The organism is Streptomyces alboniger (assembly GCF_008704395.1).
Taxonomy (GTDB): Bacteria; Actinomycetota; Actinomycetes; order Streptomycetales; family Streptomycetaceae; genus Streptomyces; species Streptomyces alboniger.
In genome coordinates, this window is record NZ_CP023695.1 from 1151361 (window position 1) to 1172702 (window position 21342).

Consider the following 21342-nt stretch of genomic DNA (forward strand, 5'->3'; position numbering starts at 1 on the left):
GGCTCCCTCAGCTCAACTCCACCACCCCGGCCCCCGCCGCTGCCTCACTCCGCGTCCCCACCCCCACCAGCGGCAACGGCTCCGCGGGCTCCAGCTTCGGATCGTCGGTCCTGAACGTCCGTACCCGCCCCGGCTCCGACCCCGGCGTCTCGAACCGCACGGTCACCCGGCCCAGGCCGCTCCCCTGCACCCACCCGTGCCCGTACTCGGCATGGCGGACATCGATCCCGGCGGCCCACCTCCGCTCCACAGGCACCGCCGGCTCCTCGGCCTGCGAGACGGCCTCCGGCTCCCCGGACACAGCCTCCCCGGGCGCGGGGGCATCCACCTCGCCTCCCGTCTCCCCCTGCGCCGCCTCCCCCTGCGCCGCCTCGGCCTGCGCCTGGGCGAAGAGGTCCTCCTGCGTGTAGTCGGCGAGCCCCGAAACACCCACACCGAGCAGCCGCACCCCGCCCGTGGTGTCCACGGACTCCAGCAGCCGCGCCGCGGCCTCCCGCACCACTCCGGGATCGTCCGTGGGCCCCCGCAGCGTCTCGGACCGCGTCAGCGTCGAGAAGTCGAACCGCCGCACCTTCAGCACGATGGTCCGCCCGGAGTGCCCCGCCGCACGCAACCGCTGCACGCACCGGTCGGCGAGCCGCGCGACCTCCGCCCTGACCCGCACCCGGTCGTGGATGTCCACGTCGTACGTGTCCTCGACGCTGACCGACTTGCTCTCCCGCTCGGCCACCACGGGCCGCTCGTCGAGCGCCAGCGCCATCGCGTACAACGATCCTCCGTGCGCCTTGCCCAGCAGCCGTACGAGCTCGTCCTGCCCGGCCTCCGCGATCTCCTCGACAGTGGTGATCCCGGCCCGCCGCAGATGATCGCCGGTGGCCGGCCCCACGCCGGGCAACGTCCGCACCGACATCGGCCCCAGCAGCGCCCGCTCCGTCCCCGGTGCTATCAGCCTGAGCCCATCCGGCTTGGCCTCCTCCGAGGCGATCTTCGCCAGCATCTTGGACGCGGCGAGCCCCACCGACCCGGTCAGCCCCGTCACCGCCCTGATGTCCGCCCGCAGCCGCTCCCCCACCGCCCTGGCCGACGCCTCGTCATCGGCGACACCACCCGCCTCCAGGTCCACGAAGGCCTCGTCCAGGCTCAGCGGCTCCACCAGCGGCGACAGCTCCCGCAGCAGGCCCATCACCTGCTCGCTGATCTCGCGGTAGAGCCCGAAGCGCGGCACGAGATACGCGGCGTTCGGCGCAAGCCGCCGGGCCTGCCCCATCGGCATCGCGGAGTGCACACCGAACCGCCGCGCCTCATACGAGGCAGTGGCCACGACCCCTCGGGGCCCGAGGCCGCCCACCACGACGGCCTTCCCACGCAGACTCGGCTTCGCGGCCTGCTCGGCGGACGCGTAGAAGGCATCCATGTCCAGATGCAGAATCGTCGGCGCGCTTCTCACATCTCCGATGCTGCCCTACGCCACTGACAATGCCCCGCCGATGCCGCTCTTCCGGAGTCGGGCCGCTCGGGACGGCCCGGGGACTTCAGACCGCTCTGTTGCGCCGCCTGGCAAGTTCGTCGCCGGGGTTGTTCCCGATGAGCGTCTCCCCGGTGTCGATCCGCTCCCCGTGCAGCTGGGACAGCGCGGCCTCGACATCACGCCACACCACACCCACGGCGATCCCGAAGATCCCCTGACCGCCTTGGAGGAGGTCGTGCACCTCGCTGGGCGAGGTGCACTCGTAGACCGTCGCCCCGTCGCTCATCAGGGTCATCCGCTCAAGATCACAGAATCCGCGCTCCCGCAGATGCTGGACCGTCGTACGGATGTTCTGTAGCGATACCCCGGTATCGAGGAACCTCTTGACGACCTTCAGGACGACGACGTCACGGAAGCTGTAGAGCCGCTGGGTCCCGGAGCCCCCGGCGGCGCGCACGCTGGGCTCGACCAGACCCGTCCGGGCCCAGTAGTCGAGCTGTCGGTACGTGATGCCCGCGGCCGCGCACGCGGTCGGCCCGCGGTACCCGATCTGCTCGGAATTCTCGAACGTCGCGTCCCCGCTCCCCTGGACCGCCATCGGTTTCGGAGAGTGATCGGTCGCGCTGCTGTGAAGCGGGTACGGACCGCCCACCGCCGTACCGTCGCCGCTGCTTCTCACGCCGACCTCCGTCCTTGACCTGCCTTCTCGACGGTAGGCAGTCACCAGGGGCTCGTCAACGATCGCCACACTCGCCACGCCGAGTGATAATCACCCTGAGAGTGGTTTCCCGCACCTTGCCGCGGGGAAAGGCTAGTCGAATGGTCTGATTCGAGCCCCCGGAGAAGGCTCACTGGCTGTTGGTGCCGAAGTCCTCGGGCGAGATCTGGTCGAGGAACTCGCGGAACTTCTCCACCTCGTCCTCCTGCTCGTCCGGGATCGCGATGCCGGCGTCGTCCAGGACACCGTCACTACCGTAGATCGGCGTCCCGGTGCGCAGCGCCAGCGCTATGGCGTCGGACGGCCGTGCGCTCACCTCCACACCACTGGCGAAGACCAGTTCGGCGTAGAAGACGCCTTCACGGAGGTCCGTGATGCGCACTTCGGAGAGCTCCTGGCCCACGGCCTCCAGCACGTCCTTGAACAGGTCGTGGGTCAGCGGCCGTGCGGGTGCCATGCCCTGCTGCGCGAAGGCGATGGCGGTCGCCTCACCTGGTCCGATCCAGATGGGGAGGTACCGGTCGCCTCCCACTTCACGCAGGAGCACGATCGGCTGGTTGGAGGGCATTTCGACCCGGACACCTACGACGTCGAGCTCGTTCACACAGCAACCCTAGGACGTCGCTGGCAGGTTTGGGTAGTCGGGCACCCGCCGAGTACCAGCCAGTAAGACCCCGAGTGCCCTGCGGGTCCCACTGATTCAGGGCGGTCTTTCCCCTGAATCAGGGCACTCTGACGCCGAGAGCGGTCTGCACGAGGGCCGAATGCAGCTTCCCCGTGAGGCCCGCCAGTTCTTTGGTACGGGCCTCCGCATGGGCCCTGGTCTGCGGATTGCGGTGCCGCCGCAAAGGCGCCACGACCTGGTCGACGAGCCCCGCCTCCCGGTCGGCGGCGGCCTTCATGGCCCGCAGATGGCGTGGCTCGATACCGAACCGGCCGAGTTCGACGACGAGCGAGGCGACTGTGACGGCCTCCGCGTCGTAACCGCCGTCCGGCAGCCGCGCGACAAGGCCGTACGTCTCCCATTCGTCGAGCTGCCGCTCATCGATCTCGGCGACGGCCAGCAGCTCCTCACGGCCCACACGGGCGGCCGTAGGCTCCTCGGCCTCGTCCAGGCCCTCGGCGCCGCCGCCGTCCCGCTGGCGCCCCAGAGTGGGCAGTGAAGGCCTCTCGCCGCGCTCCAGCGCCTCCAGGTGCTCCCTGATGACCTTGAGCGGCAGATAGTGGTCGCGCTGCATCCGTAGGACGTGAGCGAGCCGCTCGACGTCCTCCGGACTGAACTTCCGGTAGCCGGAAGGGGTGCGCTGCGGCTCGATGAGCCCCTCGGCCTCCAGGAAACGAATCTTGGAGATCGTGACCTCGGGAAACTCATCGCGCAGTGCGTTCAGCACGGCGCCGATGCTCATCAGCCGATGATCCGCGGAGGCGGTGCCGTTTCCGGCACCGCCCCTCGGTGTTTGAAGCATGGACCTTCCTGACAGGTCAGATGCCGACGCTGCGCTGGCTCGCGTAGAAGACCAGTCGGTACTTACCGATCTGCACCTCGTCGCCGTTCGACAGCGCGACGGAGTCGATGCGCTCCCGGTTGACGTACGTGCCGTTGAGGCTGCCCACGTCGGCGACGGTGAAGGAACCGTCCTGGACGCGACGGAACTCCACGTGGCGACGCGACACCGTCACGTCGTCCAGGAAGATGTCGCTCTGCGGGTGACGCCCCGCCGTGGTCAGCTCTCCGTCGAGCAGGAAACGACTGCCCGAGTTCGGCCCGCGACGCACGACGAGGAGCGCCGAGCCGAGCGGCAGCGCGTCGACGGCGGCCTGCGCCTCCGGGGAGAGCGCGGGGGACGGCGTCTGCCCCGTGACCTCCGAGTCATAGGCCTCAAGGCCCGAGATGGAGATCGTCGAGGTCGTCTCGGACGCGCGCTCGGGCGCCGCCCCGGCGCGCAGCGGCGCACCGCAGTTGGAGCAGAACCGGCTCGCCTCGGCGTTGCGGTTCCCGCACCTCGTACACACCAGGGCCATGGACGGGTCCTCCTGCCGCGGCTGCCCCGAGGGGGCATGGGATGCGTGCGGGCCGGGGGTAAACCCTCCACCCGTACCTGAGGTTGACGGTTCCCCGAAACCTATGCGGCCGGGACCGGCAGGGTCAACAGATGACGCGCCCTGTCCGCCCGAAATGTCACCACCTGGACCAGTCACCTGATCCCGGAACATGGGGCGCTCGCCCCCCTGCCCCTCGGCATCTCCATGGCGTGGGGCACGGTGTCGGGCAGTGGCGGGGTTGCCGCTGTCCTCACGTGCACTCTTGCCGAACAACTTCGCAAACAACTTCACGGGCGATTCCCCTTGACCGAAACAGACCCGCCCGTGGGGCAGGACGAACCCTGATTGCACACACCGGCATTCATCGGTGAACCAGACATCCTCACAACGTCCGTATCCACCAAACAGTTTCCACCACGCACCACGCTTCCGGTGCGCCGACCCCCCGCAACCTCATGCCCTGGCTTGACGACCCCCATGCGCCCGCCCCTCACTGGGAGGACGACCGAGCGTAGTCAGGCCGCTTCGCAGGTCGCAAGGCACTTACGACGATCTTCTCCGAGCGGGTCACGGCGACCGTGGCCTGCTCCTTCTCCAGAGTCTGCACCACACCGCCCGGGATGTTCAGCGCAGGTTCCAGATCCTGCGGCTTGCCGATCACCTTGAAGAGGTACGGTTCGCCGACCTCGCGGCCGTCCACCCGGACGCCACCGCCGTCGGCGTCCGAAAGATGGGTGCTGGCCACCACGCGTACGTTGTTGATCTGGATCGCCTCGGCGCCGGCGGCGCGCAGCTCCTGAATGGCGTCGAGCAGCATGTCCGCCTCGATCGCCCCCTTCTTGTCCTCGATGGCGAGCGTGATGCCGGGCCCTTGGGCCGCCACCGTGCCTGCCAGGATGCCGAGTTGCCTTTCGCGCTCGGCCGTCTGCTTGCGCGCCTCTTCGGCCTGGTCCGAGCTGTTCTCAAGACCGGTCCGCTGCTCCTCGAGGCGCCGCTTCTCCTCTTCCAGACGCTGAGTACGGTCATCCAGTTCATCGAGGATGCGTACGAGATCTTCCTGACGCGCGCCGCGCAGGGCGCTGCTGTCGTTGTTGGACCGCACCTGGATGGCCAGGCCGAGGCCGAGCACGAACAGCAGCAGGGCCACGATGAGTTGGGGCCTGGTCACCCGCGGCGGCCACAGGCCCTTGGCCAGCCGCTGGCGGCCGGTGAGGCTCTTCGGCCCCTGGACGGGCGCGGCGGGGGTCTCGGGCTCGGCCGGGACCTCGGCGGGGAGTTCCTCGCGGCGGCGGTACTGGGGCGTCTCGTCGGCGCTCATCGGCGTCACGCCCTGAAGATGTGCCGACGGATCGCGGCGGCGTTGGAGAAGATCCGGATACCGAGGACCACGACCACGCCGGTGGACAGCTGGGCGCCGACGCCCAACTTGTCGCCCAGGAAGACGATCAGCGCGGCCACCACCACGTTCGACAGGAACGACACCACGAAGACCTTGTCGTCGAAGATGCCGTCGAGCATCGCGCGCAACCCGCCGAACACGGCGTCGAGAGCCGCGACCACGGCGATGGGAAGGTACGGCTCGACCACCGCCGGAACCTCGGGCCGAACCAACAATCCGGCCACGACTCCCACGACGAGGCCCAGTACGGCGATCACGATGTGCCCTTTCCTGCCTTCGGCTCTGCTGTACGTACGGTCACACTGGGCGCTGCGGGCAGCTGGAGCTCGTCCGACACGGAGATGCTGGTCCGGATGCCGAAGTTCTCCTGCAGAGCGTGCAGGTACTGACCGTCGGGGCTGTTCTGGAACCGGGTGCTCAGGCGTTTCCCCGCCCCTACCGCCAGCACCGTATACGGCGGCACCAGCGGCCTGTTGTCGACCAGTATCGCGTCACCCGCGGCCCTGATCGCCGACAGGGCGGTGAGCCGCTGGTCGTTGATGGAGATCGCCTCTGCGCCGGACTGCCACAGGCCGTTGACGACGCGCTGCATGTCTCGGTCGCGCACCCGCCCGGTGTCGGAGAAGCCGGCGCTCTCGCGCGGGCCGCCACCGCCCTGGTCGGCTTCCTTCTTGTCGTCCACCACGAGCTTCACGCCGGGCCCGGTGACTTCCGTGGCACCGGACAGGAGGCCGACGAGTTCGCCCTGGCTGCCGCCGTGCTTCTTCAGCGCGGCCCGCTGCCGCTCGCCCACGTCGTCGCGTAGTTCGTCCACGTCGTCCTCGAGCTTGTCGGCTCCGGTCGTGGCCTCCTCGACGCGGTCGATGAGTTCCTCGCGCTCCTTGGCGAGCACCGGCGCCGCCACCCGCGCCTGCGCGGCTCCCACGGTCACCACAAGGGCGGCGAGGACGAGCCCTGCGGCGAGCCCGAGTTTGGCCCTGAGCGGGCGAGGGACGCCACTGTTCCCCCGGGCCTTCTTTCTGGCCGCCGCCTCCGCGTATCCCTCGTCCAGGCTGTGGTCCATGACGGTGGTGAGCAGCGACATGGACGCGTCCGGACGCCTGGGGCGGGAGGGGGTGCTCCGAACGGGGGGCTGCTGCGGCATGCCGCACATCGTCGCACGTCGTGGGCGCTTCCTCCGAATGGCCCCACCGGCGTGCCGGGCAGCACCTGTTGCTGGTACTGCCCGGCATCAGCAGACGGTCAGCGGCCGGCGCTGTCCACCACCGCGGCCCACTCGTCGAGCAGCGCCTGGGCGGACGCGTCGTCGGGCCCCTCGGCCCACAGGTGGGTGACGGCCTCGGCGGGGTCGGGCAGCACCAGCACCCAACGCCCATCGGCCTCGACAACCCGCACGCCGTCGGTGGTGTCGACGAACCGGTCTCCGGCCTCCTCGACCACGCGCCGCATCACGAGTCCCTTGACGGCCCACGGCGTCGCGAGGTCACGCCGCAGCACATGGGCACGTGGAATGCGCGCGTCGATCTGGCTGAGGGTGAGCTGCGTACGCGCCACAAGACCGATGAGCCGCACGAACGCTGCGGTTCCGTCGAAGACGCTGCTGAACTCGGGCACGATGAACCCGCCACGCCCGTCGCCGCCGAAGATCGTCGACTCTCCGCGCCCCACCCTCGTCAGGTCGTCCGGCGACGTGGTCGTCCAGTCCACCTGGGTGCCGTGGTAAGCGGCCACCTGCTCGGCGATGCGCGTCGTCGTCACCGGCAGCGCCACACGCCCGCTGCGCCGCTCGGCGGCCACCAGGTCCAGCATGACCAGCAGGGCCCGGTCGTCCTCGACGATCCGCCCCTTCTCGTCAACGAGCGACAGCCGCTCGCCCACGGGGTCGAACCGCACGCCGAAGGCCGCCCGCGCCGATGCCACGATCTCGCCGAGCCGCACCAAGCCGGACCTGCGCGTATCGGCGGTCTCGGTAGGCCGCGACTCGTCGAGCCCGGGGTTGATCGTCAACGCGTCCACGCCGAGCTTCCCCAGCAGGCTCGGCAGCACGAGGCCGGCGCTACCGTTGGACGCGTCGACGACGACCTTCAGCTCCGACTCGGCGATACCCGTGGTGTCGACGTTCCGCAGCAGCGAACCGGTGTACGAGTCGAACACGCTGGACGGGAAGTGCAGGTCCCCGATCTCCCCGGGGAAGGCCCGCCGGTACTCCTGGCGCGCGTAGACCCGGTCCAGCTTCCGCTGGCTGGCCTGCGACAGGTCCGCTCCCTCCCCGTCGAAGAACATGATGTCGACGGAGTCCGGCACCCCGGGTGTCGTCCGGATCATGATTCCGCCGGCGCTGCCCCGGGCCGTCTGCTGCCGCGCGACGGGCAGTGGCACGTTCTCCAGGTCGCGTACGTCGATGGCGCTGGCCTGCAACGCCGAGATCACCGCCCGCTTGAGCGCACGGGCGCCTCGCGAGTGGTCACGCGCGGTGGTGACGGTCGACCCCTTCTTCAGAGTCGTCGCATACGCTCCCGCGAGCCGCACGGCGAGTTCCGGCGTGATCTCCACGTTCAGGATCCCGGACACCCCGCGGGCGCCGAACAGGTGCGCCTGACCGCGGGACTCCCAGATGACGGACGTGTTGACGAACGCGCCGGCCTCGATCGTCTTGAACGGATAGACCCGTACATTGCCCTGGATGATCGATTCTTCACCGACGAGGCACTCGTCGCCGATCACCGCACCGTCCTCGATGCGGGCGGCACGCATGATGTCGGTGTTCTTCCCGATGACACAGCCGCGCAGATTGCTGTGCTGGCCGATATAGACGTTGTCGTGGACGACGGCCTTGTGCAGGAACGCCCCGTCCTTCACCACGACGTTCGAGCCCACCACCGTGTGCTCACGGATCTCGACGTTCGCCTCGACCTTGGCGTAGTCCCCGATGTACAGGGGCCCGCGCAGCACGGCGTCAGGGTGCACCTCGGCGCCCTCCGCGACCCACACTCCGGGCGAGATCTCGAAGCCGTCGATCTCGACGTCGACCTTGCCCTCAAGGACGTCGGCCTGCGCCTTGCCATAGCTCTCGTGGGTGCCGACGTCTTCCCAGTAGCCCTCGGCGATGTAGCCGTAGACGGGCTTGCCTTCCTTCATGAGCTGCGGGAAGACATCTCCGGACCAGTCGACCGGCACATCGGCCTCGACGTAGTCGAACACCTCGGGCTCCATCACGTAGATGCCCGTGTTCACCGTGTCGGAGAAGACCTGCCCCCAGGTCGGCTTCTCGAGGAAGCGCTCGACCTTGCCTTCCTCGTCGACGATGGTGATGCCGAATTCCAGCGGATTGGGTACGCGCGTCAAGCAGACGGTGACCAGCGCACCCTTTTCCTTGTGGAAGTTAATCAGCTCGGTGAGGTCGAAATCGGTCAGCGCGTCACCGGAGATCACGAGGAAGGCGTCGTCCTTCAGCGCTTCCTCGGCGTTCTTGACGCTGCCGGCGGTTCCGAGCGGCTTCTCCTCGTTGGCATAGGTGAGCTCCATCCCGAGCTCTTCGCCGTCGCCGAAGTAGTTCTTGACGAGCGATGCCAAGAACTGCACTGTTACCACGGTCTCGGTCAGACCATGCCTCTTCAGCAGGCGCAGCACATGCTCCATGATCGGCCGGTTGGCCACGGGCAGGAGCGGCTTGGGCATGCTAGAGGTCATGGGGCGAAGGCGAGTGCCTTCGCCGCCGGCCATTACGACGGCCTTCATGTCGGAAACGTCCTCCTCAATAGACGACGATCTAGCCGACTCAGCCCGCCGAGTTGGTCCCGTATATGTCAGCCACGGGCCTACGCGCCTCTACGGTCACCGAATCAGCAAGCTCAATCGGCCATGTTGTCCACCTTGACAAGTCGGCGGACCTGAACCACATACAGGATCCCTGCCCACCAGTACAGCGTTGTACCCCATCCGGCGAACGCCCATCCGAAAATAGCAGCGATCGATGCAAGCCAGTCGCTGCCATCGCTCAGCAGCAGTAGTGGAAAGGCGTACATCAGGTTGAAGGTGGCGGCCTTGCCCAGGAAGTTCACCTGCGGAGGGGGATAGCCGTGGCGCCTGAGGATCCAGACCATCACCAGCAGGACCAACTCGCGCAGCAGGAGCACCGCGGTCAGCCAGAGCGGAAGAATCTCCCGCCACGTCAGACCGAGCAGCGTCGAGAGGATATAGAGCCGGTCCGCCGCGGGATCGAGCAGCCTGCCGAGGTTGCTGATCTGGTTCCAGCGCCGCGCGAGCTTCCCGTCGAGGTAATCACTGATCCCACTGAGCGCGAGCACCAGGAGCGCCCACCCATCGCTGTTGGGACCTCCGAACTCCGGCCTGAGGATCAACCACAGGAAGAGGGGCACGCCGGCGAGACGCGCCATGCTGAGGATGTTCGGGATGGTGAGGACACGGTCCGTCTGGACGCGCGTCTCCTGGACCTCCACCCGGGGGCCTCCTGTGGGAAAAGAACCGATGATGCCCCCTGACCTTACCCTCAGTTGACGCAGGGTGGTGCGGAGGGGTGGCTGGGCACTACGCCCGGAAAACAAAAAAGCCGTGGCCCCTGGAATTGAATCCAGGGACCACGGCTATAAAAGAAGTTCGGCGGCGTCCTACTCTCCCACAGGGTCCCCCCTGCAGTACCATCGGCGCTATGAGGCTTAGCTTCCGGGTTCGGAATGTAACCGGGCGTTTCCCTCATGCTATGACCACCGAAACACTATGAAACTGTCAACCGCACCGCACGTGACCATGTACGGGGTTGTTCGTGGTTTCAGAACCAACACAGTGGACGCGAGCAACTGAGGACAAGCCCTCGGCCTATTAGTACCAGTCACCTCCACCCGTTACCGGGCTTCCAGATCTGGCCTATCAACCCAGTCGTCTACTGGGAGCCTTAACCCCTCAAAGGGGGTGGGAATACTCATCTCGAAGCAGGCTTCCCGCTTAGATGCTTTCAGCGGTTATCCTTTCCGAACGTAGCCAACCAGCCATGCCCTTGGCAGGACAACTGGCACACCAGAGGTTCGTCCGTCCCGGTCCTCTCGTACTAGGGACAGCCCTTCTCAATATTCCTACGCGCACAGAGGATAGGGACCGAACTGTCTCACGACGTTCTAAACCCAGCTCGCGTACCGCTTTAATGGGCGAACAGCCCAACCCTTGGGACCGACTCCAGCCCCAGGATGCGACGAGCCGACATCGAGGTGCCAAACCATCCCGTCGATATGGACTCTTGGGGAAGATCAGCCTGTTATCCCCGGGGTACCTTTTATCCGTTGAGCGACGGCGCTTCCACAAGCCACCGCCGGATCACTAGTCCCGACTTTCGTCCCTGCTCGACCCGTCGGTCTCACAGTCAAGCTCCCTTGTGCACTTACACTCAACACCTGATTACCAACCAGGCTGAGGGAACCTTTGGGCGCCTCCGTTACTCTTTGGGAGGCAACCGCCCCAGTTAAACTACCCATCAGACACTGTCCCTGATCCGGATCACGGACCGAGGTTAGACATCCAGCACGACCAGAGTGGTATTTCAACGGCGACTCCACGAACACTGGCGTGCCCGCTTCAAAGTCTCCCACCTATCCTACACAAGCCGAACCGAACACCAATATCAAACTGTAGTAAAGGTCCCGGGGTCTTTCCGTCCTTCTGCGCGAAACGAGCATCTTTACTCGTAGTGCAATTTCACCGGGCCTATGGTTGAGACAGTCGAGAAGTCGTTACGCCATTCGTGCAGGTCGGAACTTACCCGACAAGGAATTTCGCTACCTTAGGATGGTTATAGTTACCACCGCCGTTTACTGGCGCTTAAGTTCTCAGCTTCGCACACCCGAAAGTGCACTAACCGGTCCCCTTAACGTTCCAGCACCGGGCAGGCGTCAGTCCGTATACATCGCCTTACGGCTTCGCACGGACCTGTGTTTTTAGTAAACAGTCGCTTCTCGCTGGTCTCTGCGGCCACCCCCAGCTCACGGAGTAAATCCGATCACCAGTGATGGCCCCCCTTCTCCCGAAGTTACGGGGGCATTTTGCCGAGTTCCTTAACCATAGTTCACCCGAACGCCTCGGTATTCTCTACCTGACCACCTGAGTCGGTTTAGGGTACGGGCCGCCATGAAACTCGCTAGAGGCTTTTCTCGACAGCATAGGATCATCCACTTCACCACAATCGGCTCGGCATCAGGTCTCAGCCTTAATGTGCGACGGATTTACCTATCACACGGCCTACACCCTTACCCCGGGACAACCACCGCCCGGGCTGGACTACCTTCCTGCGTCACCCCATCACTCACCTACTACCACCTTGGGTCAGCGGCTCCACCACTTCCCTCAACTCCGAAGAGATCAGGACGGCTTCACGGCCTTAGCATTAATGGGCTCGATGTTTGACGCTTCACAGCGGGTACCGGAATATCAACCGGTTATCCATCGACTACGCCTGTCGGCCTCGCCTTAGGTCCCGACTTACCCTGGGCAGATCAGCTTGACCCAGGAACCCTTAGTCAATCGGCGCACACGTTTCTCACGTATGTATCGCTACTCATGCCTGCATTCTCACTCGTGAACCGTCCACCACTGCCTTCCGGCGCAGCTTCACCCGGCACACGACGCTCCCCTACCCATCCCAGCAGGCGTTGGCCCTATATGCTGGAATGACACGACTTCGGCGGTACGCTTGAGCCCCGCTACATTGTCGGCGCGGAATCACTAGACCAGTGAGCTATTACGCACTCTTTCAAGGGTGGCTGCTTCTAAGCCAACCTCCTGGTTGTCTCTGCGACTCCACATCCTTTCCCACTTAGCGTACGCTTAGGGGCCTTAGTCGATGCTCTGGGCTGTTTCCCTCTCGACCATGGAGCTTATCCCCCACAGTCTCACTGCCGTGCTCTCACTTACCGGCATTCGGAGTTTGGCTAAGGTCAGTAACCCGGTAGGGCCCATCGCCTATCCAGTGCTCTACCTCCGGCAAGAAACACACGACGCTGCACCTAAATGCATTTCGGGGAGAACCAGCTATCACGGAGTTTGATTGGCCTTTCACCCCTAACCACAGGTCATCCCCCAGGTTTTCAACCCTGGTGGGTTCGGTCCTCCACGACCTCTTACAGCCGCTTCAACCTGCCCATGGCTAGATCACTCCGCTTCGGGTCTTGAGCGCGCTACTAAACCGCCCTATTCGGACTCGCTTTCGCTACGGCTTCCCCACACGGGTTAACCTCGCAACACACCGCAAACTCGCAGGCTCATTCTTCAAAAGGCACGCAGTCACGAGACACCAAGCAAGCTTGATGTCCGACGCTCCCACGGCTTGTAGGCACACGGTTTCAGGTACTATTTCACTCCGCTCCCGCGGTACTTTTCACCATTCCCTCACGGTACTATCCGCTATCGGTCACCAGGGAATATTTAGGCTTAACGGGTGGTCCCGCCAGATTCACACGGGATTTCTCGGGCCCCGTGCTACTTGGGTGTCTCTCAAACGAGCCGCTGATGTTTCGACTACGGGGGTCTTACCCTCTACGCCGGACCTTTCGCATGTCCTTCGCCTACATCAACGGTTTCTGACTCGTCTCACAGCCGGCAGACTGTGAAAGAGAGATCCCACAACCCCGCATACGCAACCCCTGCCGGGTCTCACACGTATACGGTTTGGCCTCATCCGGTTTCGCTCGCCACTACTCCCGGAATCACGGTTGTTTTCTCTTCCTGCGGGTACTGAGATGTTTCACTTCCCCGCGTTCCCTCCACACTGCCTATGTGTTCAGCAGCGGGTGACAGCCCATGACGACTGCCGGGTTTCCCCATTCGGAAACCCCCGGATCAAAGCCTGGTTGACGACTCCCCGGGGACTATCGTGGCCTCCCACGTCCTTCATCGGTTCCTGGTGCCAAGGCATCCACCGTGCGCCCTTAAAAACTTGGCCACAGATGCTCGCGTCCACTGTGCAGTTCTCAAACAACGACCAACCACCCATCACCCCACCAGCAAAACCAGTGAGTGTACTGGGGTCGGCATCCCGAAGGACAGGCTTGACAGCCCGTACCTTCAGATACCCAACAGCGTGCCCGACCGAGTCCCGTCCGAAGATCATGCTTTCCACGCCCCGAAGAGCAGTACTTGCAGCCTCCGACCCGTGAACCAGGCCGAGTAGTCAACGTTCCACCCATGAGCAACCACCGTCGATCGTTTGCCGACGTAGTGGCCTCTGAACCAAGCAAGCTTGGCTTAGAAGTGCTCCTTAGAAAGGAGGTGATCCAGCCGCACCTTCCGGTACGGCTACCTTGTTACGACTTCGTCCCAATCGCCAGTCCCACCTTCGACAGCTCCCTCCCACAAGGGGTTGGGCCACCGGCTTCGGGTGTTACCGACTTTCGTGACGTGACGGGCGGTGTGTACAAGGCCCGGGAACGTATTCACCGCAGCAATGCTGATCTGCGATTACTAGCAACTCCGACTTCATGGGGTCGAGTTGCAGACCCCAATCCGAACTGAGACAGGCTTTTTGAGATTCGCTCCACCTCACGGTATCGCAGCTCATTGTACCTGCCATTGTAGCACGTGTGCAGCCCAAGACATAAGGGGCATGATGACTTGACGTCGTCCCCACCTTCCTCCGAGTTGACCCCGGCGGTCTTCTGTGAGTCCCCATCACCCCGAAGGGCATGCTGGCAACACAGAACAAGGGTTGCGCTCGTTGCGGGACTTAACCCAACATCTCACGACACGAGCTGACGACAGCCATGCACCACCTGTACACCGACCACAAGGGGGGCACCATCTCTGATGCTTTCCGGTGTATGTCAAGCCTTGGTAAGGTTCTTCGCGTTGCGTCGAATTAAGCCACATGCTCCGCTGCTTGTGCGGGCCCCCGTCAATTCCTTTGAGTTTTAGCCTTGCGGCCGTACTCCCCAGGCGGGGAACTTAATGCGTTAGCTGCGGCACCGACGACGTGGAATGTCGCCAACACCTAGTTCCCACCGTTTACGGCGTGGACTACCAGGGTATCTAATCCTGTTCGCTCCCCACGCTTTCGCTCCTCAGCGTCAGTAATGGCCCAGAGATCCGCCTTCGCCACCGGTGTTCCTCCTGATATCTGCGCATTTCACCGCTACACCAGGAATTCCGATCTCCCCTACCACACTCTAGCTAGCCCGTATCGAATGCAGACCCGGGGTTAAGCCCCGGGCTTTCACACCCGACGTGACAAGCCGCCTACGAGCTCTTTACGCCCAATAATTCCGGACAACGCTTGCGCCCTACGTATTACCGCGGCTGCTGGCACGTAGTTAGCCGGCGCTTCTTCTGCAGGTACCGTCACTTTCGCTTCTTCCCTGCTGAAAGAGGTTTACAACCCGAAGGCCGTCATCCCTCACGCGGCGTCGCTGCATCAGGCTTTCGCCCATTGTGCAATATTCCCCACTGCTGCCTCCCGTAGGAGTCTGGGCCGTGTCTCAGTCCCAGTGTGGCCGGTCGCCCTCTCAGGCCGGCTACCCGTCGTCGCCTTGGTGAGCCATTACCTCACCAACAAGCTGATAGGCCGCGGGCTCATCCTTCACCGCCGGAGCTTTTAACCTCCACCCAGGAGAGTGGAGGTGTTATCCGGTATTAGACCCCGTTTCCAGGGCTTGTCCCAGAGTGAAGGGCAGATTGCCCACGTGTTACTCACCCGTTCGCCACTAATCCACCCCGAAGGGCTTCATCGTTCGACTTGCATGTGTTAAGCACGCCGCCAGCGTTCGTCCTGAGCCAGGATCAAACTCTCCGTGAATGTTCTCCCGTAATCGGGATGACACCACGAGAGCGGAACGGTCGGGAGGAATAATCCCGTCCGTTCACAGCGTCCTCGCTGTGTTTCTTCAAAGGAACCGCGTCCCAGCTGATGCTGGAGACGGGGTTATCAACATATCTGGCGTTGACTTTTGGCACGCTGTTGAGTTCTCAAGGAACGGACGCTTCCTTTGTACTCACCCTCTCGGGCTTTCCTCCGGGCGCTTCCCTTCGGTGTTTCTTTTGTTCTTGCGTTTCCGACTCTATCAGACTCTTTCGTGTCCGATTTCCCCGGTGCCTTTCCGGTTCCCGCTCCGGCCTTTCGGCTTTCGCGTTTCCCTTTCCGGCGGCTCCGACTTTATCAGGTCTCATTCGACTCTCTGACCACGGCCACCGCAAACATGCGGAACCAGACTCAGGGATACGATCTGATCGTGAAGGAGGTCGCCGAGCCAGGACGCTTGGCTGCGTCCCACGGCCTCAGGCAGGTTCCGACTCTACATCTGCTGCCGGGCAGGCGCAAATCGTTTGTGCTGTGCTCCTACGTCCGTCAACCGGGATCTCTCGTGCGGAACCGGGACTTCTTATGACTTACGCTTCTGAGCAGTGCGTCGTCCAGGACAGGTAGCGACGGCGGCTACACATCTCCACCCCCTGGGAGGCATGCCATGACCAGTGTTTCGTCCCCGCTCGCCGGACGCGCCATTGGGCTCTCCGCAGTACCGGATCCCGTGTTCTCAGGTGCCATGGTCGGCCCTGGCACGGCCATCGATCCCGTGCGTGAGGCCTCCGTCGCCGTCTCGCCCGTGGACGGCATCGTCGTCTCTCTTCACCCCCACGCGTTCGTAGTGGTCGACGATCAGGGTCACGGCGTCCTGACGCATCTTGGCATCGACACCGTTCAGCTGAATGGCGAGGGCTTCGAGCTGCTCGTCAACAAGGGTGACACCGTGCAGCGCGGCCAGTCCGTGGTGCGCTGGGACCCGGCCGCCGTCGAGGCCGCCGGCAAGTCCCCGGTGTGCCCTGTCGTGGCGCTCGAGGCCACGGCCGAGTCCCTCTCCGAGTTGGTCGAGGACGGCGACGTGAAGGCCGGCGACGCGCTCTTCGGCTGGAAGTGACGTCATCGCCGTCGTTGACGGCAGGTAGGACAACCATCGCGGCGGCCGGGTCCGCCGCACTATCGGAGACGGGTGAGATGGAGACAACGCTGCGAGGCGTCGGTGTGAGCCACGGTGTGGCGATCGGCGAGGTTCGGCACATGGGCACGGCGGTTCTCGAGCCGCCGGCCAAGCAGATTCCCGCGGAGGAGGCGGAGCGCGAACAGGGGCGCGCCCGCCAGGCCGTGGAAGCTGTGGCGGCCGACCTGATTGCGCGCGGCAATCTGGCCGGTGGCGAGGCTCAGGCGGTGCTCGAGGCGCAGGCCATGATCGCCCAGGACCCGGAGCTGATGTCCGACGTCGACCGTCGCGTCACCGTCGGCAGCACGGCCGAGCGCGCCATCTACGACGCGTTCTCCCACTACCGCGAACTGCTGGCCGGTGCCGGTGAGTACATGGCCGGCCGCGTGGCGGACCTCGACGACGTGCGGAATCGTATCGTCGCGCGGCTGCTGGGCGTTCCGATGCCGGGTGTCCCGGACAGCGACGAGCCGTACGTACTGATCGCGCGGGACTTGGCGCCCGCCGACACCGCGCTGCTCGACCCGGCTCTGGTCCTCGGCTTCGTCACCGAAGAGGGCGGGCCCACCAGCCACAGCGCGATTCTCGCCCGTGCGCTCGGCGTGCCGGCCGTGGTCGCGCTGCCGGGTGCCGGGGAGCTTGCCGAGGGCACTGTCGTGGCCGTCGACGGCAGCACCGGTGAGATCTTCGTCGACCCGAGTGTCGAGAAGCGGGAGCAGCTCGAGGCCGCCGCTGCCGAGCGCAAGGCGGCGCTGGCGGCGTCGACCGGGCCCGGTGCGACGTCCGACGGGCACAAGGTGCCGCTCCTTGCCAACGTCGGCGGCCCTGCCGACGTGCCCGCTGCCGTCGAGGCGGGGGCCGAGGGCGTCGGTCTGTTCCGTACCGAGTTCCTCTTCCTGGACGACAGCACCCAGGCGCCGTCCGAGGAGAAGCAGGTCGAGGCGTACCGCAAGGTGCTCGAGGCCTTCCCCGAGGGCCGTGTCGTCGTACGCGTGCTGGACGCCGGTGCCGACAAGCCGCTGGACTTCCTGACGCCGGGCGACGAGCCGAACCCGGCGCTCGGCGTGCGGGGCCTGCGGACGCTGCTCGACCACCCGGAGGTGCTGCGGACGCAGCTGACCGCGCTGGCCAAGGCCGCCGAGGGGCTGCCGGTCTACCTCGAGGTCATGGCTCCCATGGTCGCGGACCGCACCGACGCCAGGGCGTTCGCGGACGCGTGCCGCGAGGCCGGCTTGCAGGCGAAGTTCGGCGCGATGGTCGAGATTCCGTCGGCCGCTCTGCGTGCGCGCTCGATCCTTCAAGAGGTCGAGTTCCTCTCGCTGGGCACCAACGACCTCGCGCAGTACGCGTTCGCCGCCGACCGGCAGGTGGGCGCCGTGTCCCGGCTCCAGGACCCGTGGCAGCCCGCGCTGCTCGACCTGGTCTCGCTGTCCGCCGAGGCGGCGAGGGCCGAGGGCAAGAGCTGTGGCGTGTGTGGCGAGGCGGCGTCGGACCCGCTGCTCGCCTGTGTGCTGACCGGTCTGGGTGTCACCTCTCTGTCGATGGGTGCCGCGTCGATTCCTTACGTGCGGGCGACGCTCGGCAAGTACACGCTTGCCCAGTGCGAGCGTGCCGCGTCGGCTGCCCGTGCCGCGGACACGGCCGAGGAGGCCCGCAAGGCCGCGCAGGCTGTGCTGTCCGGCGAGTAGCCGTACGGTCGTCGTTCCGAGGGGCGTCCCGCCGATGTGGTGGGGCGCCCCTCGGGCGTTCAGTGGGTGTGGCCCCTTTCCTGGTCGTCGCCTTCGAGGTGGGGCGCCGCGCAGTAGTCCACGCCGGATTCCGGGGCGACGAGGTCTCCCGAGATGGCGTCGGTGCAGTACGCGTCGAAGACCTCGGCCGCGGTGAGGGGCTGGAGCAGGCCGCCGTCCATGCGCCAGCCCTGGACGCGATCGCGGGCGCCGTCCGCACTGGAGCGCAGCACCATGCCCACCGCGCGGTGGGTGGCGATGCCTACGGCGAGGACCGTGGCGAATTCCAGGGCCTCGGTCTCGTCGAGCAGCGCGCTGCCGTCGGCGTCGACTTCCACGTGCAGGGCGGCGAGGAGGGTCTGTGCGTCGGCGGGCACGCTGCACACCAGGTGCCGGGTGCCGGGCCCCGGGGCGTCGAGGGCCCGGGTGATCAGTTCGGAGGCGCGGGCGAACGCCGCTCGTCCGAGGTCCTCGCCGCAGGTCGCGCAGGTCCCGGTGCGGGCGAGCACCGTCGTCGCGTACTCCCAGGTGGCCTGTCGGACCGCCTCGTCGACGAGGTCGGGCAGGAGATCGGCGAGGGGCTGGCCCTCGTAGGGAAGCGTGGGGCCGTCCGACGCCAGTTCGGCGGTGAAGCGGGTGCGGCTGCTCGGAGTGTCGGGGTCGAGGCCCGTGTCCTCGCAGTACGCCTCGTACTCCTCGGGGTCGAAGAGGGCGATCGTGGTGTGCCTGCCTTGGGACGCGAGGGTCCTGAGCAGGGATTCGACCTGCTGGAGGTACGTCTCGTGGTCGTCGAAGGTGAAGGTGCGGTAGCGACGCATCGCCGCGAAGTCCTCCTCGTCGGCCAGCAGGCCGATGATTCCGGCGACTTCGCGGCGCAAGGCGCGTCGCATCGTGTCGGGTCGGGTGTGCGCCATGATTCCCCCTGCGCTCGGTCGATCAATGCTCACTCAGAGTAACCACGGGCACTGACAACGGGCGCTGAGCTGCGGGGATGGGGGTCAGGAGCGCGCGCGGAAGAGGTTCTCGTAGAAGCGGAGGAGGTCGAGGTTGTCGACCGAGCCAGGGTTGACCGCCTTGTTCAGCGGGGTGCCCTGGAGGAGGCGCTTGACCGGGACCTCGATGCGCTTGCCGGTGAGGGTGTGGGGGACGCCGGGGACCTCGATGATCTCGTCGGGGACGTGGCGCGGGGACAACTGCTCGCGGATGGTCCGCTTGATGCGGTCGCGCAGGGCGTCGTCGAGGGCCGCGCCGGGGGCGAGGTGGACGAAGAGCGGCATCCAGTAGCCGCCGTCCGGTTGTTCGACGCCGATGACGAGGGACTCACGGATTTCGGGCAGGCGCTCGACGGCTTCGTAGATGTCGGCGGAGCCCATGCGGACGCCTTGGCGGTTGAGCGTGGAGTCGGAGCGGCCGTGGATGATCACCGAGCCGCGTGAGGTGAGGGTGATCCAGTCGCCGTGGCGCCAGACGCCCGGGTAGGTGTCGAAGTAGCTGTCGTGGTAGCGCGTGCCGTCCGGGTCGTTCCAGAAGTGGACGGGCATGGACGGCATGGGGTTGGTGACGACCAGTTCCCCGACCTCGTCGGTGAGGGGTTTGCCCTGGTGGTCCCAGGACTGGAGGTCCGTGCCGAGGCAGGGTGCCTGGAGTTCGCCGATGTGGACGGGGAGGGTGGGTACCGCGCCGGCGAAGCAGGAGCAGACGTCCGTGCCGCCGCTGACCGATGCCATCCACAGGCCGCCGGGGGCGGCCGGGCTCTCGGCGAATTCGTCGTGCAGCCAGCGGAAGCCGTCGGGGGGCAGCGGGGAACCGGTGGTCGCAACGCACCTGACGCGGGAGAGGTCGAAGTCGCGGGCCGGGTGGACGTCGGCCTTGCGGCAGGCCATGACGTACGCGGCGGAGGTGCCGTAGAGGGTGGCGCCGGTGCGTTCGGCGATGCGCCACTGGGCGGCGGTGTCGGGATAGCCGGGGCTGCCGTCGTACAGGACGATCGTGGTGCCCGTCAGGAGGCCGGAGACGAGGAAGTTCCACATCATCCAGCCGGTCGAGGTGTACCAGAAGAAGCGGTCGGCGGGGCCGAGGTCGCAGTGCAGGCCGAGCTGCTTGAGGTGCTCGACGAGGATGCCCCCCTGGGACTGGACGATCGCCTTGGGCAGGCCGGTGGTACCGGAGGAGTACAGCACCCACAGGGGGTGGTCGAAGGGCACCGCTTCGTAGACGGGCGCGATGTCGGCCGAGGTGAGGGCCGACCATTCCAGGGCGCCTTCGGGGGCGTCGGTGCCGAGCAGCGGGATGTGGACGACCGCGCGGAGGCTGGGCAGTTCGGAGCGGAGTTCGGCGACGGTCTCGCGGCGGTCGTGTTCCTTGCCGCCGTAGCGGTAGCCGTCGACGGTGAAGAGCACGACGGGCTCGACCTGCTGGAAGCGGTCCAGGACGCTGCGGGCCCCGAAGTCGGGGGCGCAGGAGGTCCAGACGGCTCCGACGGCGGCGGTGGCGAGGAGGGCGACGACGGCTTGGGGGATGTTCGGCAGGTAGCCGCTGACGCGGTCTCCCGGGCGTACCCCCAGGGTCCGCAGCTCCGCGGTCAGGGAGCCGACTTGGCGGCGCAGCTCGGCCCAGGTGACGGGCTGGGGGTCGTGGCTCTCGTCGACATGGAGGAGGGCGGGGGCGTCCGCGCGCGTGGGGTCGTCGGCGGCGCGCAGCGCGTGCTGCGCGTAGTTGAGGGTCGATCCGGGGAACCACTGGGCTCCCGGCATCGAGCGCTCGCCCAGTACGCGCGCGTAAGGCGTGGAGAACTCGACGTCGAACCAGTCGGTGATGGCCTTCCAGAACGTTTCGAGTTCGGTCACCGACCAGTGGTGCAGCGTTGCGTAGCCGCCCTCGGCCGGGGCGCCGTAATGCTCGGCGGCCCAGGCCTGGAACCGTGTGATCTGCGCTTCGGCGATCCTCTCCGGGCTCGGCTGCCAGAGCGGCGCAGGGTTCGCTGAGGACGTCATGGGGCGGCTCCCGGACTGTACGCGTCG

At 66.0% G+C, this 21342-nt stretch carries 14 protein-coding genes and 3 rRNA genes; 2 read left to right on the plus strand and 15 right to left on the minus strand.

What is annotated here, in order from left to right:
- Positions 1–7 precede the first annotated feature (7 nt).
- From CP975_RS04895 to CP975_RS04955, 13 genes are all read right to left on the minus strand, one after another.
- A complete protein-coding gene (locus CP975_RS04895) occupies positions 8–1447 on the minus strand; it encodes a DNA polymerase IV (protein WP_150476609.1) in 1440 nt (479 codons plus the stop codon).
- An 85-nt stretch (positions 1448–1532) separates the two neighbouring features.
- Positions 1533–2147, minus strand: coding sequence for a MerR family transcriptional regulator (locus CP975_RS04900; protein ID WP_150476610.1), 615 nt, complete (start codon positions 2145–2147; stop codon positions 1533–1535).
- A gap of 169 nt (positions 2148–2316) precedes the next feature.
- Positions 2317–2790, minus strand: coding sequence for a bifunctional nuclease family protein (locus CP975_RS04905; protein WP_030794342.1), 474 nt, complete (start codon positions 2788–2790; stop codon positions 2317–2319).
- A gap of 118 nt (positions 2791–2908) precedes the next feature.
- Positions 2909–3652, minus strand: a complete 744-nt coding sequence (gene ftsR / locus CP975_RS04910; RefSeq protein WP_055536379.1) for a transcriptional regulator FtsR — start codon at positions 3650–3652, stop codon at positions 2909–2911.
- Positions 3653–3668: 16 nt separating this feature from the next.
- Positions 3669–4637: an FHA domain-containing protein gene (locus CP975_RS04915; RefSeq protein ID WP_150476611.1), complete on the minus strand. Its 969-nt coding sequence runs from the start codon at positions 4635–4637 to the stop codon at positions 3669–3671.
- An 82-nt stretch (positions 4638–4719) separates the two neighbouring features.
- Positions 4720–5547: a DUF881 domain-containing protein gene (locus CP975_RS04920; RefSeq protein WP_055536381.1), complete on the minus strand. Its 828-nt coding sequence runs from the start codon at positions 5545–5547 to the stop codon at positions 4720–4722.
- Between the two features lie 5 nt (positions 5548–5552).
- The gene (locus CP975_RS04925; protein ID WP_030794354.1) at positions 5553–5885 is read right to left on the minus strand and encodes a small basic family protein; all 333 of its coding nucleotides are present in this window, start codon (positions 5883–5885) and stop codon (positions 5553–5555) included.
- Positions 5882–6781 carry a DUF881 domain-containing protein gene (locus tag CP975_RS04930; RefSeq protein ID WP_150476612.1) on the minus strand — a complete coding sequence of 300 codons (900 nt, stop codon included), beginning with the start codon at positions 6779–6781 and terminating at the stop codon, positions 5882–5884. The genes CP975_RS04925 and CP975_RS04930 overlap by 4 nt, the downstream gene beginning before the upstream one ends.
- 89 nt (positions 6782–6870) lie before the next feature.
- On the minus strand, positions 6871–9366 hold the full coding sequence (locus tag CP975_RS04935; protein ID WP_055536383.1) for a mannose-1-phosphate guanyltransferase: 2496 nt from the start codon (positions 9364–9366) through the stop codon (positions 6871–6873).
- A gap of 113 nt (positions 9367–9479) precedes the next feature.
- Entirely contained in the window at positions 9480–10088 is a 609-nt protein-coding gene (gene clsA, locus CP975_RS04940; RefSeq protein WP_055536384.1) for a cardiolipin synthase ClsA, read from the minus strand.
- 155 nt (positions 10089–10243) lie between these two features.
- Positions 10244–10360: ribosomal RNA gene (rrf, locus tag CP975_RS04945) — 5S ribosomal RNA — on the minus strand.
- An 87-nt stretch (positions 10361–10447) separates the two neighbouring features.
- A 23S ribosomal RNA gene (locus CP975_RS04950) occupies positions 10448–13573 on the minus strand.
- Positions 13574–13892: 319 nt separating this feature from the next.
- Positions 13893–15418: ribosomal RNA gene (locus tag CP975_RS04955) — 16S ribosomal RNA — on the minus strand.
- Together the 16S, 23S and 5S rRNA genes form the textbook arrangement of a ribosomal RNA operon.
- A gap of 667 nt (positions 15419–16085) precedes the next feature.
- Here CP975_RS04955 and CP975_RS04965 point away from each other — a divergent pair.
- The gene (locus tag CP975_RS04965; protein ID WP_030789345.1) at positions 16086–16535 is read left to right on the plus strand and encodes a PTS sugar transporter subunit IIA; all 450 of its coding nucleotides are present in this window, start codon (positions 16086–16088) and stop codon (positions 16533–16535) included.
- Between the two features lie 77 nt (positions 16536–16612).
- Positions 16613–18283: a phosphoenolpyruvate--protein phosphotransferase gene (gene ptsP / locus CP975_RS04970; RefSeq protein WP_055529188.1), complete on the plus strand. Its 1671-nt coding sequence runs from the start codon at positions 16613–16615 to the stop codon at positions 18281–18283.
- Positions 18284–18342: 59 nt separating this feature from the next.
- Here ptsP and CP975_RS04975 read toward each other — a convergent pair whose 3' ends face one another.
- Together CP975_RS04975 and CP975_RS04980 are read right to left on the minus strand one after the other, a co-directional pair.
- Positions 18343–19236 carry a hypothetical protein gene (locus tag CP975_RS04975; RefSeq protein ID WP_055529190.1) on the minus strand — a complete coding sequence of 298 codons (894 nt, stop codon included), beginning with the start codon at positions 19234–19236 and terminating at the stop codon, positions 18343–18345.
- Positions 19237–19320: 84 nt separating this feature from the next.
- Positions 19321–21315, minus strand: coding sequence for an acetoacetate--CoA ligase (locus tag CP975_RS04980; protein ID WP_055529192.1), 1995 nt, complete (start codon positions 21313–21315; stop codon positions 19321–19323).
- Between the last annotated feature and the right edge of the window lie 27 nt (positions 21316–21342).

Excerpts from the sequence above, each read along its gene's own strand:
- CP975_RS04920 (WP_055536381.1), bottom strand. The coding sequence starts at position 5,547 with ATGAGCGCCGACGAGACGCCCCAGTACCGCCGCCGCGAGGAACTCCCC.
- CP975_RS04930 (WP_150476612.1), bottom strand. The coding sequence starts at position 6,781 with ATGTGCGGCATGCCGCAGCAGCCCCCCGTTCGGAGCACCCCCTCCCGC.
- CP975_RS04980 (WP_055529192.1), bottom strand. The coding sequence starts at position 21,315 with ATGACGTCCTCAGCGAACCCTGCGCCGCTCTGGCAGCCGAGCCCGGAG.
- CP975_RS04975 (WP_055529190.1), bottom strand. The coding sequence starts at position 19,236 with ATGGCGCACACCCGACCCGACACGATGCGACGCGCCTTGCGCCGCGAA.
- CP975_RS04965 (WP_030789345.1), top strand. The coding sequence starts at position 16,086 with ATGACCAGTGTTTCGTCCCCGCTCGCCGGACGCGCCATTGGGCTCTCC.
- CP975_RS04935 (WP_055536383.1), bottom strand. The coding sequence starts at position 9,366 with ATGAAGGCCGTCGTAATGGCCGGCGGCGAAGGCACTCGCCTTCGCCCC.
- ptsP (WP_055529188.1), top strand. The coding sequence starts at position 16,613 with ATGGAGACAACGCTGCGAGGCGTCGGTGTGAGCCACGGTGTGGCGATC.
- ftsR (WP_055536379.1), bottom strand. The coding sequence starts at position 3,652 with ATGCTTCAAACACCGAGGGGCGGTGCCGGAAACGGCACCGCCTCCGCG.